The sequence below is a fragment of the Pseudomonas sp. HD6515 genome (assembly GCF_024971855.1).
GTDB classification, from domain to species: Bacteria; Pseudomonadota; Gammaproteobacteria; order Pseudomonadales; family Pseudomonadaceae; genus Aquipseudomonas; species Aquipseudomonas alloputida.
The window spans coordinates 64593-77569 of the sequence record NZ_CP079827.1 but is presented as its reverse complement, the minus strand read 5'-3'; the positions used below and the strand labels follow the sequence as shown (position 1 = coordinate 77569).

14 protein-coding genes are annotated in these 12977 nt (G+C 62.4%); 9 read left to right on the top strand and 5 right to left on the bottom strand.

The features are described from left to right. Window positions 1–70: 70 nt before the first annotated feature. Together KW568_RS00395 and KW568_RS00390 are read left to right on the top strand one after the other, a co-directional pair. Window positions 71–358 (top strand): DUF2782 domain-containing protein, encoded by a 288-nt coding sequence (locus KW568_RS00395; RefSeq protein WP_003252997.1) that lies wholly within the window; start codon window positions 71–73, stop codon window positions 356–358. A 69-nt stretch (window positions 359–427) separates the two neighbouring features. Further along, a complete protein-coding gene (locus KW568_RS00390; protein ID WP_003252998.1) occupies window positions 428–1378 on the top strand; it encodes a homoserine kinase in 951 nt (316 codons plus the stop codon). A 111-nt stretch (window positions 1379–1489) separates the two neighbouring features. Here KW568_RS00390 and KW568_RS00385 read toward each other — a convergent pair whose 3' ends face one another. After that, on the bottom strand, window positions 1490–2398 hold the full coding sequence (locus KW568_RS00385) for a zinc ABC transporter substrate-binding protein (RefSeq protein WP_003253000.1): 909 nt from the start codon (window positions 2396–2398) through the stop codon (window positions 1490–1492). 66 nt (window positions 2399–2464) lie between these two features. Here KW568_RS00385 and zur point away from each other — a divergent pair, with 66 nt between their 5' ends. The 4 genes from zur (at window position 2465) to KW568_RS00365 (ending at window position 5329) form a co-directional block, all read left to right on the top strand. Next, a complete protein-coding gene (gene zur, locus KW568_RS00380; protein ID WP_004575253.1) occupies window positions 2465–2950 on the top strand; it encodes a zinc uptake transcriptional repressor Zur in 486 nt (161 codons plus the stop codon). After that, entirely contained in the window at window positions 2947–3720 is a 774-nt protein-coding gene (znuC, locus tag KW568_RS00375) for a zinc ABC transporter ATP-binding protein ZnuC (protein ID WP_004575254.1), read from the top strand. The genes zur and znuC overlap by 4 nt, the downstream gene beginning before the upstream one ends. Beyond that, window positions 3713–4495, top strand: coding sequence for a zinc ABC transporter permease subunit ZnuB (gene znuB, locus KW568_RS00370; RefSeq protein ID WP_004575255.1), 783 nt, complete (start codon window positions 3713–3715; stop codon window positions 4493–4495). The genes znuC and znuB overlap by 8 nt, the downstream gene beginning before the upstream one ends. Window positions 4496–4621: 126 nt before the next feature. Further along, window positions 4622–5329: a PA5502 family lipoprotein gene (locus KW568_RS00365; protein WP_004575256.1), complete on the top strand. Its 708-nt coding sequence runs from the start codon at window positions 4622–4624 to the stop codon at window positions 5327–5329. A 60-nt stretch (window positions 5330–5389) separates the two neighbouring features. On the opposite strand, the gene katE is transcribed toward KW568_RS00365, so the two are convergent. Further along, window positions 5390–7525: a catalase HPII gene (gene katE / locus KW568_RS00360; RefSeq protein ID WP_004575257.1), complete on the bottom strand. Its 2136-nt coding sequence runs from the start codon at window positions 7523–7525 to the stop codon at window positions 5390–5392. Between the two features lie 227 nt (window positions 7526–7752). On the opposite strand from katE, the gene KW568_RS00355 reads away from it, so the two are divergent. The 3 genes from KW568_RS00355 (at window position 7753) to KW568_RS00345 (ending at window position 10266) form a co-directional block, all read left to right on the top strand. After that, window positions 7753–8760, top strand: coding sequence for a methionine ABC transporter ATP-binding protein (locus KW568_RS00355; RefSeq protein WP_003253013.1), 1008 nt, complete (start codon window positions 7753–7755; stop codon window positions 8758–8760). Further along, window positions 8760–9431: a methionine ABC transporter permease gene (locus KW568_RS00350; RefSeq protein ID WP_003253016.1), complete on the top strand. Its 672-nt coding sequence runs from the start codon at window positions 8760–8762 to the stop codon at window positions 9429–9431. The genes KW568_RS00355 and KW568_RS00350 overlap by 1 nt, the downstream gene beginning before the upstream one ends. A 64-nt stretch (window positions 9432–9495) precedes the next feature. After that, window positions 9496–10266 (top strand): MetQ/NlpA family ABC transporter substrate-binding protein, encoded by a 771-nt coding sequence (locus tag KW568_RS00345; protein WP_003253017.1) that lies wholly within the window; start codon window positions 9496–9498, stop codon window positions 10264–10266. Window positions 10267–10387: 121 nt separating this feature from the next. Here KW568_RS00345 and KW568_RS00340 read toward each other — a convergent pair whose 3' ends face one another. Genes KW568_RS00340 through KW568_RS00330 form a run of 3 tightly spaced genes read right to left on the bottom strand, consistent with a single transcriptional unit; the run spans window position 10388 to window position 12974 of the window. After that, the gene (locus KW568_RS00340; protein WP_004575258.1) at window positions 10388–11020 is read right to left on the bottom strand and encodes an SCO family protein; all 633 of its coding nucleotides are present in this window, start codon (window positions 11018–11020) and stop codon (window positions 10388–10390) included. Further along, on the bottom strand, window positions 11017–11910 hold the full coding sequence (gene cyoE / locus KW568_RS00335) for a heme o synthase (RefSeq protein WP_004575259.1): 894 nt from the start codon (window positions 11908–11910) through the stop codon (window positions 11017–11019). Before cyoE ends, KW568_RS00340 begins: the two co-directional genes overlap by 4 nt. Next, window positions 11895–12974: a heme A synthase gene (locus tag KW568_RS00330; RefSeq protein WP_004575260.1), complete on the bottom strand. Its 1080-nt coding sequence runs from the start codon at window positions 12972–12974 to the stop codon at window positions 11895–11897. The genes cyoE and KW568_RS00330 overlap by 16 nt, the downstream gene beginning before the upstream one ends. Window positions 12975–12977: the final 3 nt, after the last annotated feature.

The following is a 12977-nucleotide window of genomic DNA, read 5'->3' as shown; positions in this document are numbered from 1 at the left end:
GAATCAACCTTTTCGACGGGTCCGGCGCTAGAATAGCCAGAATCATTGACGACAAAGGGACTAGGTTATCATGCGCACACTCAATCGCCTGTTACTGCTCGGCCTGTTGGCAACCACGCCTGTCGTCACCCTGGCGGCGGACGACGCCCCCTCGGCCGATCCCGAGGTGACCATTCGCACGGAAGGCGATAAAACCATCCAGGAATACCGGCAAAACGGCTTCCTGTATGCGATCAAGATCACGCCGAAAAACGGCAAGCCTTACTTTCTGGTACGCGCTGATGGCACTGATGCCAATTTCATTCGATCCGACCAGCCGGACATGCTGATTCCGTCCTGGAAGATCTTCGAGTGGTAAGCTGACGCGCACCGTTCACATCAACCCGGCACTTCCCGGCGGAAGTGCCCGTATGGGCATTTTTTCATCATGTCAGTCTTCACCCCCGTGACCCGGCCTGAGCTGGAAACCTTTCTGGCGCCGTACGAGCTGGGCCGTCTGCTCGACTTCCAGGGCATTGCCGCCGGTACCGAGAACAGCAATTTCTTCGTCAGCCTCGAACAGGGGGAGTTCGTCCTGACGCTGATCGAGCGTGGGCCCAGCGAGGACATGCCGTTCTTCATCGAGCTGCTCGATACCCTGCACGGTGCCGACATGCCGGTGCCCTATGCCATTCGTGATCGCGACGGCAACGGCCTGCGCGAGCTGTGCGGCAAGCCGGCATTGCTGCAGCCCAGGCTGTCGGGCAAACACATCAAGGCACCCAACAACCAGCACTGCGCCCAGGTCGGCGAGCTACTGGCACACATTCACCTGGCCACCCGAGAGCACATCATCGAGCGCCGCACCGACCGCGGCCTGGACTGGATGCTGGCCTCGGGTGCCGAGCTACTGCCACGCCTGACTGCGGAGCAAGCCGCATTGCTGCAGCCGGCGCTGGACGAAATCAGCGCACATAAGGCGCAGATCCTGGCCTTGCCGCGGGCCAACCTGCATGCCGACCTGTTCCGCGACAACGTGATGTTCGAAGGCACCCACCTGACCGGTGTGATCGACTTCTACAATGCCTGCTCCGGGCCGATGCTGTATGACATTGCCATCACCGTGAACGACTGGTGCCTGGATGAGCAGGGAGCGGTGGATGTACCACGCGCCCAGGCACTGCTGGCAGCCTATGCGGCGCTGCGGCCGTTCACTGCAGCCGAAGCCGAGCTGTGGCCGGAAATGTTGAGGGTAGGCTGCGTACGTTTCTGGCTGTCGCGCCTGATTGCCGCCGAATCGTTTGCCGGGATGGATGTGATGATCCACGATCCGAGCGAGTTTGAAGTACGTCTGGCGCAGCGCCAGCAGGTGGCGTTGCACCTGCCGTTCGCGCTGTAGACCACGTCTGCTTCTTCGCGGGTGAACCCGCTCCCACAGGGATAGCGACAGCCTTGAGGCCTGCGCAGTAACTGTGGGCACGGATTCACCCGCGAAGGGGCCGGTACAGGCTTACAACTGTTCCAGGCAGCCTGCCAGGTCACCGCCCAGCTTCTCCAGCAAGCGTTCATACCCTTTGCCATCCACCGGATCGGTGCCACCCAAGGCATCCAGCTCGGCCAGGCGCACCGGCAACCCGGCAGTCAGCGTCTCGGCCAATCGCGGCCGCAGTGGCGGCTCGCTGAACACGCAGGTCTTGCCCACTTCCTGAAGACGCTTGCGCATGGCCGCCACATGTTGCGCCCCAGGCTGCACCTCGGATGCCACGCTGAACACGCCCGCGTGCTTCAAGCCATATTCAGCTTCAAAATAGTCGAAGGCTTCGTGGAAGACGAAGTACGGCTTGCCGGCAATACCGGCCACGCGCGCCTTGATACGCCCATCCAACGCATCCAGGCGTTCATCGAAGGCCTTCAGGTTGCTCTGATAGCGAGCCGCATTAGCCGGGTCGACCTGGGCCAGGTCAGCTGCCATTTTTGCCGCGATTACTCGCGCATTGACCGACGATAGCCACAAATGCGCATCCAGGCTGCCTGGGCGGTGATCGTGGTCATGATCGTCATGGTCTGCTTCCTCATGGGAATGGCTGTCCTCGCCAAAGTGGCGCAGCTTCATGCCCGGCAGCGACTGCACAGCCACTGTGGCCTTGCTGCGGCTTCCCAGCACACGCGGAAGGAAGTTCTCCATGTCAGGGCCGATCCAGTAAAGCAGGTCGGCATCGCCTACCCGCCGCACGTCCGAGGGGCGCAGCGCATAGTGGTGGGGTGAAGCGCCGGGCGGCAGCAGCACGTCAGGGCTGCCAACACCCTCCTGCACGGCAGCGGCAATCTGCTGCAGGGGCTTGATACTGGTGAGCACACGCACGTCGGCCTGCGCGGATAATGCGATGAAAGCGACAAACAGAGCCAGGAATCGGGACACGGTGGATACTCGAATCTTCAGAAACAGGTAACATAATAACGTCTCTGTCCAGAACCGTCGCTGCCCATGTCCATCACACCGCTGGCCAACCGTCCTCACGACCACTCCCATTGCGTACACAGCGCACTGGCTGAAGCCGACGCCTTGTGCACCCGCCAGGGCCTGCGCCTGACAGCCCTGCGCCGCCGTGTGCTGGAGCTGGTGTGGCAGAGCCACAAGCCACTGGGTGCCTACGACATCCTCGCTGTGCTCAGTGAGCAGGACGGCCGCCGCGCCGCGCCGCCCACGGTGTACCGTGCGCTGGACTTCCTGCTGGAAAACGGCCTGGTACATCGCATCGCATCGCTCAACGCCTTCATCGGCTGCAGCCACCCCGAGCACGTGCACCAAGGCCAGTTCCTGATCTGTCGGGCCTGCCATGTGGCCATCGAGCTCGAGCAGAGCAGCATCAGCGAGGCCATCATCAACAGCGCCAAAGGCGTGAGTTTCACGGTCGAGACCCAGACCGTGGAAGTGGTCGGCCTGTGCGGTAACTGCCGGAGTGCGGCATGAGCGACGCCCTGATTCGCCTGGAGCAGGTCGGCGTCACCTTTGGCGGAGAGGCAGTGCTCGACAGCATCGACCTGTCGGTCGCCCCAGGCCAGATCGTCACCCTGATTGGCCCTAACGGGGCGGGCAAGACGACCCTGGTGCGCGCCGTACTTGGCCTGCTCAAGCCACATCGCGGCAAGGTATGGCGCAAACCCAAGCTGCGCATTGGCTACATGCCGCAGAAAATTCAGGTTGATGCCACGCTGCCGCTGTCGGTGCTGCGCTTCTTGCGCCTGGTGCCCGGCGTAGACCGCGCGGCAGCCTTGTCGGCGCTGCAGGAAGTGGGCGCCGAGCACGTCATCGACAGCCCGATCCAGACTATTTCCGGCGGCGAAATGCAACGCGTGCTGCTGGCCCGCGCCTTGCTGCGCGAACCCCAGTTGCTGGTGCTCGACGAACCGGTACAAGGTGTGGACGTGGTCGGCCAGACCGAGCTTTACAACCTCATCACCCGCCTGCGCGACCGCCACGGCTGCGGCGTACTGATGGTGTCCCACGACCTGCACCTGGTCATGAGCGCTACCGACCAGGTGGTGTGCCTGAACCGCCACGTGTGCTGCTCGGGTCACCCTGAGCAAGTCAGCGGTGATCCGGCGTTCGTCGAGCTGTTCGGCAAGACCGCACCGAGCCTGGCCATCTACCACCACCATCACGACCACAGCCACGACCTGCATGGCTCGGTGGTCGCCCCTGGCACCCATGTTCACGGAGAGCACTGCAAGCATGGCTGATTTTCTTCTCTACGCCTTGCTTGCCGGCTTGTCCCTGGCACTGGTTGCAGGCCCACTGGGCTCCTTCGTGGTATGGCGGCGCATGGCCTATTTTGGCGACACCCTGTCTCACGCCGCGCTGCTCGGTGTGGCCCTGGGCTTTGCCCTGGATGTCAGCCCGGCGCTGGCGGTAACCGTGGGCTGCCTGTTGCTGGCGATCCTGCTGGTGACATTGCAGCAACGCCAGCCGCTGGCCTCCGACACCCTCCTGGGTATCCTGGCCCCCAGCACCTTGTCGCTGGGCCTGGTGGTGCTGAGCTTCATGCACGATGTGCGCATTGACCTGATGGCTTACCTGTTCGGCGATCTGCTGGCCATCAGCACCACCGACCTGGCCTGGATCCTCGGCGGCAGTGCACTGGTTCTGCTGCTGCTCGCTGTGCTGTGGCGGCCGCTGCTGGCGGTTACCGTGCACGAAGAACTGGCCATGGTTGAAGGCCTGCCCGTGGCCGGCTTGCGCATGGCGCTGATGCTGCTGATCGCGGTGGTGATTGCGGTTGCCATGAAAATCGTTGGCGTGTTGCTGATTACCTCACTGCTGATCATTCCTGCCGCTGCGGCACAGCGTCACGCCCGCTCACCAGAGCAGATGGCCTTGGGTGCCAGCCTGCTGGGTGTCACCGCAGTGTGCGGCGGCCTGGCCATGTCCTGGTTCAAGGACACCCCCGCCGGGCCCTCGATCGTGGTCTGCGCCGCGGTGCTATTCTTGCTGAGCCTGGCTCTGCCAAAACGCTGAAAAGCAAGGCGTGTGCAGGCACGCCTTGCAACCTTCGGCCCGTAAAGGGTCTGTAAGGCCTATTTTCGAGCGTGCGCACCTGGGTGTAGACTTGCTCGCTTTTTGCGCAAATAGAGAGTCGCAGGAATGAAGCCGTTCGCCTCCCGTTATCTGCTTGTTGCCGCGTTTTCCCTGATCCTGGCTGCCTGTTCCAATGCGCCGGTCGAACAGGCCACCGCACCTGTTCAAGCAGATGCCTGGCAGCAGTTGCAACAGAACATCGCCAGCAATGAGCTGGCTACCGCCGAAGACCAGCTTGCTGCACTGCAGGCCCAGTCGCCGGATGATGCACGCCTGGAGCAATACCAGCGCCAACTGGCCGAAGCTTACCTGCAACGTAGCCAGATCGTTCTGCAGAAGGGCGATGTAAACGCGGCAGCTACCGCGCTGGCTCGTGCCCGGGCACTGATGCCGCAGGCGCCAGCGGTGACCGGCGGGGATGCCGTGACCCAGGCCCGCAAGGCCGAACTGGAAAAGGCTGAAGCTGCGCTGAAAGCCGCCGAAGCCAAGCCCAAGGCACGCATCATCGACCCGACAGCGCCCAGTACTGTGGTGGCCTTGAAAACCACTGACAGCCGCGCGCTGCGCCGCCAACTGGACGACATTGCCGCCGATGTGGTGAGTTACCAGTGCGAAGTGGTATTCCAGGTACCGCGCACCGAGGATGCACCTTGGCTGAAGACCTTGCTGGAAAAGCGCGTGCGCAAGATTGACAGTGGGTTCGAGCTGAAGCAGAAGCATGAGATTCAGCGCTCGCTGCCGGCACAGGTGGTGCTGGTCCCGCATCAGCAGTAAACGCTTCGCGGGTAAACCCGCTCCTCTATCAGGAGCGGGTTTACCCGCGAAAAGGCCTTATCAGGCAGGAACAGCTTCAGCTGCCGCCTCCCGCTCCCACACCCGGTGGCCTTCAACCGCTTTGACAAAGGCATCCACTGCCTTCTGCTCATCCCCGAGCAGCAGCCCCTTGTCCTCCTTGAGCCCCAACGCTTTCGCCAATTCCTTGGTCAGCACCAGCGCCTTCAGGTGCTTGTAGCCCTCCAGCACGAAGTGCTTGGCCAATCCGCTAGCCGCCAGCGCATCCGTAGAGGCCTTGCCCGCAGGCACGACAATCCCGTCGAACATGATCGAAGGCATCCCCTCCATCGACGCCGCTACCGGCAGTTGTTTTCCATCCGCCGCCTTCACCGGCGCCGAGGTCGGCCCCAGCAGCATCGGCCGGGCACTGTGCGCTTCCAGGGCCTTGACCAGTTTGTCCACGCTGGCAGCGTCCACGCCATCTGCCACCAGCACAGCAATCTTGCGCCCCTTGATACCCACCGAACCTGGGTGGTTCATCTGGCTCAACGCAGGCGATTGCGTCAGCTGGCTACCCTTCACCTTCACCGTACCCGCTTTCGGCGCAGGAAGGCCCAGGTTGGCCGCAACCGCCGCCGCCAGCTTCAGGTCGATGTTGGCGAGAATTTCATTCACTTCCCGGGCGCGGATATGTTCACGCTCCACTTTGCCCAACTCGAAGCTGTAAGCCTTGATGATGTGCTGTTGCTCGGTCGGGCTCATGCTCTGGAAGAACAGCCGAGCCTGCGAGAAGTGATCGCCGAACGACTCACTGCGCTGGCGAATCTTGTGCGCATCGATACGCTCCTGATAGCTCTCGAAGCCGCCGTCCTGCGCCGCAGGCGGGGTTTCCTTCGGCCAGCCGCCGTCAATCGAGTTGGGCTCGTAGGAAGCCCGGCCCTTGTGCACGACGTGCTGGTGCAGGGCATCACGCTGGTTGTTGTGGTTCGGCGCTACCGGCCGGTTGATCGGGATCTGGTGGAAGTTCGGCCCACCCAGTCGGCTGATCTGGGTATCGGTGTACGAGAACAGCCGGCCCTGCAGCAGCGGGTCGTTGGTAAAGTCGATACCCGGTACGATATGGCCCGGGCAGAACGCCACCTGTTCGACCTCGGCAAAGAAATTGTCCGGGTTGCGGTTGAGCACCATCTTGCCCAGCGGCGTGACGGGTACCAGTTCCTCCGGGATGATCTTGGTCGGGTCCAACAGGTCGAAGTCGAATTTGTGTTCGTCAGCCTCAGGCACAATCTGCACGCCCAGTTCCCATTCCGGGTAGTCACCGGTTTCGATGGCTTCCCATAGGTCACGGCGCTGGAAGTCGGTGTCCTTGCCCGCCAGCTTCTGGGCTTCGTCCCACAGCAGGGAATGCACGCCCTGGCGTGGTTTCCAATGAAACTTGACGAAGCTGGCCACGCCCTTGGCATTGATCAGACGGAAAGTATGCACGCCAAAGCCTTCCATCATTCGAAGGCTGCGCGGGATGGCGCGGTCAGACATGGCCCACATGACCATATGGGCCGACTCCGGCACCAGCGAGACGAAATCCCAGAAGGTGTCGTGAGCCGAACCGCCGGTCGGTATCTCGTTGTGGGGCTCTGGCTTCACCGCGTGGACAAAATCGGGGAACTTGATGGCATCCTGGATGAAAAACACCGGCATGTTGTTGCCGACCAAGTCGAAATTGCCTTCATCTGTATAGAACTTGACGGCAAAGCCCCGTACATCTCGCACCGTGTCACCAGACCCGCGTGGGCCCTGAACCGTCGAGAAACGGACAAAAACCGGGGTGATCTTTTCCGGATCTTGCAGGAAGCCCGCCTTGGTCAGCTCAGCGTGGTTGCCGTAGCTCTGGAAGAACCCGTGTGCCCCGGTACCGCGTGCGTGCACGATGCGCTCGGGGATACGCTCATGGTCGAAGTGGGTGATTTTCTCGCGCATGATGAAGTCTTCAAGCAGCGAAGGTCCGCGATCACCCGCCTTGAGGGAGTTCTGGTTGTCAGCAATGCGCACGCCTTGGTTGGTCCGCAGCGCATGCCCGGTCGCATCGCTACGGTCGGCCTCCAGGCTCTGCAGCTTGGCATTGGTGTTGGCCCTGTCGGGGGTCTGGGTGCCGGCGGCCTCGCTGTGCTTGGGCGCATCCGTTTTCTTGCTGGGCATGATCGGCTCTCCTCATCAGTCTTAAGGCGTGCCCGTTCAGGGCTTGTGCAAGTAGTGACTGGAGGGCGTTGCCGAGCGTTCAATCAGGATTACCGGTTGTCGCGATATGCCCGATGGATTGGTGCATGACGAAATAAATGCTAAGAACAGCTATGGGAAAAGGCTAAAATGCGCGACCCCAGCTAACCGCTGACCCAAATTTCAATGCGCCCCACAAGGTTCGCTACGTGATCGAGTTCCAACAGGTACATAAAACCTACCGCGTTGCCGGTAGGGAAATCCCCGCACTGAATCCGACCAGCCTGACCATCGAAGATGGCCAGGTGTTCGGCCTGATCGGCCATTCCGGCGCTGGCAAAAGCACCATGCTGCGCCTGATCAACCGCCTGGAGGAGCCCTCCGGCGGCACGATCATCGTCGACGGCGAAGATGTCACCGCGTTCAACGCCAGCCAGTTGCGCGGCTTCCGCCAGCAAGTCGGGATGATTTTCCAGCACTTCAACCTGCTGGCTTCCAAGACCGTCGCCGACAACGTCGCCCTGCCACTGGCCCTGGCCGGTGAGCTGTCGCGCAGCGAAATCGACAAGCGCGTCACCGAGCTACTGGCTCGCGTTGGCCTGTCGGACCACGCCAAGAAGTACCCGGCGCAGCTGTCCGGCGGCCAGAAGCAGCGCGTCGGCATCGCCCGCGCCCTGTCCACCAACCCAAAGATTCTGCTATGCGACGAGGCCACCAGTGCCCTCGACCCGCAAACCACGGCCTCGGTCCTGCAACTGCTGGCCGAGATCAACCGTGAACTGAAGCTGACCATCGTGCTGATTACCCACGAGATGGACGTGATCCGCCGTGTCTGCGACCGCGTGGCCGTGATGGACGCCGGTCAGATCGTCGAGCAAGGCTCGGTGGCCGAGGTGTTTCTGCACCCGCAGCACCCCACCACCAAGCGCTTCGTCCAGGAAGACGAGCAGGTCGACGAAGGCGAGCAGCGCGACGACTTTGCCCACGTGCCAGGCCGCATCGTACGCCTGACCTTCCAGGGCGACGCCACCTACGCGCCGCTGCTGGGCACCGTGGCCCGCGAAACCGGTGTCGACTACAGCATCCTCGCCGGGCGTATCGACCGCATCAAGGATGTCCCCTATGGCCAGCTCACTCTCGCCCTGATCGGCGGAGACATGGAAGCGGCGTTCGCCCGCTTCAAGGCAGCTGACGTACATATGGAGGTACTGCGTTGATGGACGCCCTGAATTTCTTTGCCAACGTCGACTGGGCCGAAATCTGGCTGGCCACCGTCGATACCATGATCATGCTGTTCGGCTCGCTGTTCTTCACCGTGCTGCTGGGCCTGCCACTGGGCGTGTTGCTGTTCCTCTGCGGGCCAAAGCAGATGTTCGAACAGAAAGGCGTCTATGCGCTGCTGTCGCTGGTGGTCAACATCCTGCGCTCGCTGCCATTCATCATTTTGCTGATCGTGATGATCCCGTTCACCGTGCTGATCACCGGTACCTCGCTGGGCGTTGCAGGCGCCATCCCGCCGCTGGTAGTGGGTGCCACGCCGTTCTTTGCACGCCTGGTTGAAACCGCCTTGCGTGAAGTGGACCGCGGCATCATCGAAGCCACCCAGTCGATGGGCGCCACCACCCGCCAGATCATCACCAGTGCGCTGCTGCCGGAGGCCCGTCCGGGCATCTTCGCGGCCATTACCGTAACCGCCATCACCCTGGTTTCTTACACCGCCATGGCCGGTGTGGTGGGTGCCGGTGGCCTTGGTGACCTGGCTATCCGCTTCGGTTACCAGCGTTTCCAGACCGATGTGATGGTAGTGACTGTGGTACTGCTGCTGATACTGGTTCAAGTACTGCAGAGCGTGGGCGACAAACTGGTCGTGCATTTTTCCCGTAAATAACCCCAATGGGGTCGGCCAGGCCGACCCGTTCGGGGGCCGTCGCGGCCCTCACAAGGAGTGATCAATGAAGAAGCTGCTTGCTGTCGCTGCCGCTGTCGCGGCCTTCTCGGCCCAGGCCGATACCCTTACCGTCGCCGCCACCCCGGTGCCGCACGCCGAGATCCTCAACTTCGTCAAACCACAACTGGCGAAAGAAGGCGTAGAGCTGAAGGTCAAGGAATTCACCGACTACATCCAGCCGAACGTGCAGGTGGCCGAAAAGCGCCTGGACGCCAACTTCTTCCAGCACCAGCCTTACCTGGATGAGTTCAACAAGGCCAAGGGTACCCAGCTGGTGAGCGTGGCAGGCGTGCACATCGAGCCACTGGGCGTGTATTCGTCCAAGATCAAGAAGCTGGACGAGCTGTCCTCCGGCGCCACCGTGGTCATCCCCAACGACGCCACCAACGGCGGCCGCGCCTTGTTGCTGCTGGACAAGGCTGGCGTGATCAAGCTCAAGGACAACAAGAACATCCTGTCGACCGTGAAGGATGTTGCCGAAAACCCGAAAAACGTGAAGTTCCGTGAGCTGGAAGCCGCCACCATCCCGCGTGTGCTGACCCAGGTAGATGCTGCCCTGATCAACACCAACTACGCGCTGGAAGCCAAGCTGAACCCGGAAAAAGACGCGCTGGCCATCGAGGGCAGCGACTCGCCTTACGTGAACATCCTGGTTGCCCGCCCGGACAACAAGGACTCGGACGACATGAAGAAACTGGCGGCTGCACTGCACTCGCCTGAGGTGAAGCAGTTCATCATCGAGAAGTACAAAGGCGCTGTGGTTCCGGCGTTCTGAGCCAACATCCCCGGGGCCGCTTTGCGGCCCTTTCGCGACGCAAGGCCGCTCCCACAAAGTAAGGCGTACGCCGATCCGTGGCCTTGTGTCGCGAAAGGCCTGCGCAGCAGGCCCAGCACTCTCAATCCCGCTTGACCAGCCCCGGCAACTGCGCCCCCAGCTTCTGGTTGTTGAACGGCGCCCGAATGAACCCACGCTGTCGCCCATCCGGCCCGACAATCGCCAGGTTACCGCTGTGATCCACGGTATACCCCGGCTTGCTGGTATCCGCCGGAATGAACGGAATGCTCAAGGCATTGGCCAGCTTCTGGGTATCCTCGATCGACCCCGCCACGCCGACAAAGTCCTTGTCGAAATAGCCCAGATACTGCTTCAGCTGGTTCGGCGTGTCGCGGTGAGGGTCCACGCTCACCAACACCACCTGCAGCCGGTCGACGGCATCCTTGGGCAGCTCGCTCTTCACCTGGCGCAACTGGGCCAGGGTGGTCGGGCAGATGTCCGGGCAGTAGGTGTAGCCAAAGAACAGCAGCGACCATTTGCCCTTGAGGTCATCCATCTGCACCGGCTGGCCGTCCTGATTGGTCATGGTGACATCAGCCACGGCACGGCTCTGCGGCAGCAGGATGATGCCTGCATCAATCAGCTCGGCAGGGTTGGGCTGGTCACGACCATTAAGCACCTTGTTGACGGTCAGGCCCAGGATCAACGCGACCAGGGCAACGAGGATGAAGACGGTTTTCTGGGTTCGGGTCATAGGCTCAGCAACAGGTAGTGGTCAAGGAGCAACGCGATGAACAGCGCGAACAGGTAGCCGATAGAGTACTTGAAGGTGCCGATCGCCGCGTGCGGCCGGCTGCTACGGTACAACACCCAGGCCCAATGCAGGAAGCGCAGGCCCAAGCCCAGGGCACAGGCCAGGTACAGCGGGCCACTCATGTGGATGGCATACGGGAGCAGGCTCACCGCCAGCAGGATCAGGGTGTACAGCAGGATATGCAGTTTGGTGTAGCGCTCGCCGTGGGTCACCGGCAACATCGGGATATCGGCCTTGGCGTATTCCTCCTTGCGGTGGATGGCCAGCGCCCAGAAATGCGGCGGGGTCCAGGCGAAAATGATCAGCACAAGCAGCAAGGGTTCGGCGCTGACATGGCCGCTTACCGCCACCCAGCCGAGCAACGGCGGAGCGGCACCGGCCAGGCCACCGATGACGATGTTCTGTGGCGTGGCGCGCTTGAGAAAGCCGGTGTAGAGCACCGCATAACCGAGTAATGAGGCCAGGGTCAGCCAGGCGGTGAGGGCGTTGGTGAACACCAGCAGCAGGACCATGCCCAGCAGCGCCAGGGCCAAAGCGAACAACAGCGCCGGCAGGGGCTCGACTCGGCCTTGGGCCAAAGGCCGTTTGTGGGTGCGTGCCATCAGCGCATCGATGCGCCGATCCACCACATGATTGACCACCGCTGCACCACCCGCGCACAGGCCGATGCCCAGGTTGCCGAACAACAGCACGCTCCAGCTGACGCCCGCCCGGGTGGCCAGGAACATGCCCGCCAGCGAAGTGATCAGCATCAGCACCACCACCTTGGGCTTGGTCAGCTCAAGGTAATCGCGCCAGCGGGCCCGTCGTACGCTTAGAAGCGTCGCCACGAGTCGTTCCTCATGTGATGGGAAATGCCCACCCCGACCACCGGCCGCAGACGCCAACCATGGCCGACACCCATACGAACCTTGTCGACCACTCGAATGCGGTAGTTCACCAGCACCATGCTCAGCAGCAGCATCGCCCCGCCGGCATTGTGCGCAACAGCCACCGCCAGCGGCAGGTGGAACACCACGTTGCTGATGCCCAGGCCCACTTGCAAGGCCAGCGCCAGCAGCACCAGCCGCGCCAGGCCGGGGAGACCACAGCGGTGCAGCTTCCAGCTGAGCATCAACAGCACACAGGTCACCAGTAGCGCGCCCAACCTGTGGCTGATGTGGATGGCCGTGCGCGCATCACTGTCCAACTGCCCGCCAAGGTAATTGGGGCCGACGTGCTGGGTCAGGTGGAAGCCGTTGCTGAAGTCCGCCGCTGGCCACCACTGGCCATGGCAGGTCGGCAGGTCGATGCAGGCCACGGCTGCGTAGTTGGCGCTGACCCAACCGCCCAGGGCGATCTGGCCGATTACCACCAGCAGCGCCAGCGCAGCGATCCGGCGCAGGCTCAGCGGCAGTTTCGGCAAGGGCGCAAAGGCCCGGGACAGACGCAGAGACAACAGGAACAGCAAGCTCAACGTGGTAAAGCCACCCAGCAAGTGCGCCGTGACCACCTGCGGCCATAGCTTCAGGGTGACCGTCCACATACCGAAGGCTGCCTGGGCCAGCACCACACCCAGTAGCAGCATCGGCAGGCGATAAGGCTGCCCATCGCGGGCATGCCGGCGCATTGCCTCGAACGCAAGCAGGGCGATCACCACGGCCAGGCTACCGGCAAAGTACCGGTGGACCATCTCGGCCCAGCCCTTGGCAGCTTCCACCGGGTGCTCAGGAAAGTGCAGCTCGGCATGGGCCAACTGCGCGTCAGTCTTGGGCACGCTGATAAAGCCATAGCACCCGGGCCAGTCGGGGCAACCGAGGCCTGCGTGGGTCAGGCGGGTATAGGCACCAAGCAGGACGACCAGCAGTGCCAGCAGGGTGGCGAACACAGCAAGGCGAAATCCAGGTCTGGCCATGGC

Excerpts from the sequence above, each read along its gene's own strand:
- zur (WP_004575253.1), top strand. The coding sequence starts at position 2,465 with ATGTCCATCACACCGCTGGCCAACCGTCCTCACGACCACTCCCATTGC.
- KW568_RS00350 (WP_003253016.1), top strand. The coding sequence starts at position 8,760 with ATGGACGCCCTGAATTTCTTTGCCAACGTCGACTGGGCCGAAATCTGG.
- KW568_RS00390 (WP_003252998.1), top strand. The coding sequence starts at position 428 with ATGTCAGTCTTCACCCCCGTGACCCGGCCTGAGCTGGAAACCTTTCTG.
- KW568_RS00340 (WP_004575258.1), bottom strand. The coding sequence starts at position 11,020 with ATGACCCGAACCCAGAAAACCGTCTTCATCCTCGTTGCCCTGGTCGCG.
- KW568_RS00345 (WP_003253017.1), top strand. The coding sequence starts at position 9,496 with ATGAAGAAGCTGCTTGCTGTCGCTGCCGCTGTCGCGGCCTTCTCGGCC.
- KW568_RS00395 (WP_003252997.1), top strand. The coding sequence starts at position 71 with ATGCGCACACTCAATCGCCTGTTACTGCTCGGCCTGTTGGCAACCACG.
- KW568_RS00330 (WP_004575260.1), bottom strand. The coding sequence starts at position 12,974 with ATGGCCAGACCTGGATTTCGCCTTGCTGTGTTCGCCACCCTGCTGGCA.
- katE (WP_004575257.1), bottom strand. The coding sequence starts at position 7,525 with ATGCCCAGCAAGAAAACGGATGCGCCCAAGCACAGCGAGGCCGCCGGC.
- KW568_RS00365 (WP_004575256.1), top strand. The coding sequence starts at position 4,622 with ATGAAGCCGTTCGCCTCCCGTTATCTGCTTGTTGCCGCGTTTTCCCTG.
- znuC (WP_004575254.1), top strand. The coding sequence starts at position 2,947 with ATGAGCGACGCCCTGATTCGCCTGGAGCAGGTCGGCGTCACCTTTGGC.
- znuB (WP_004575255.1), top strand. The coding sequence starts at position 3,713 with ATGGCTGATTTTCTTCTCTACGCCTTGCTTGCCGGCTTGTCCCTGGCA.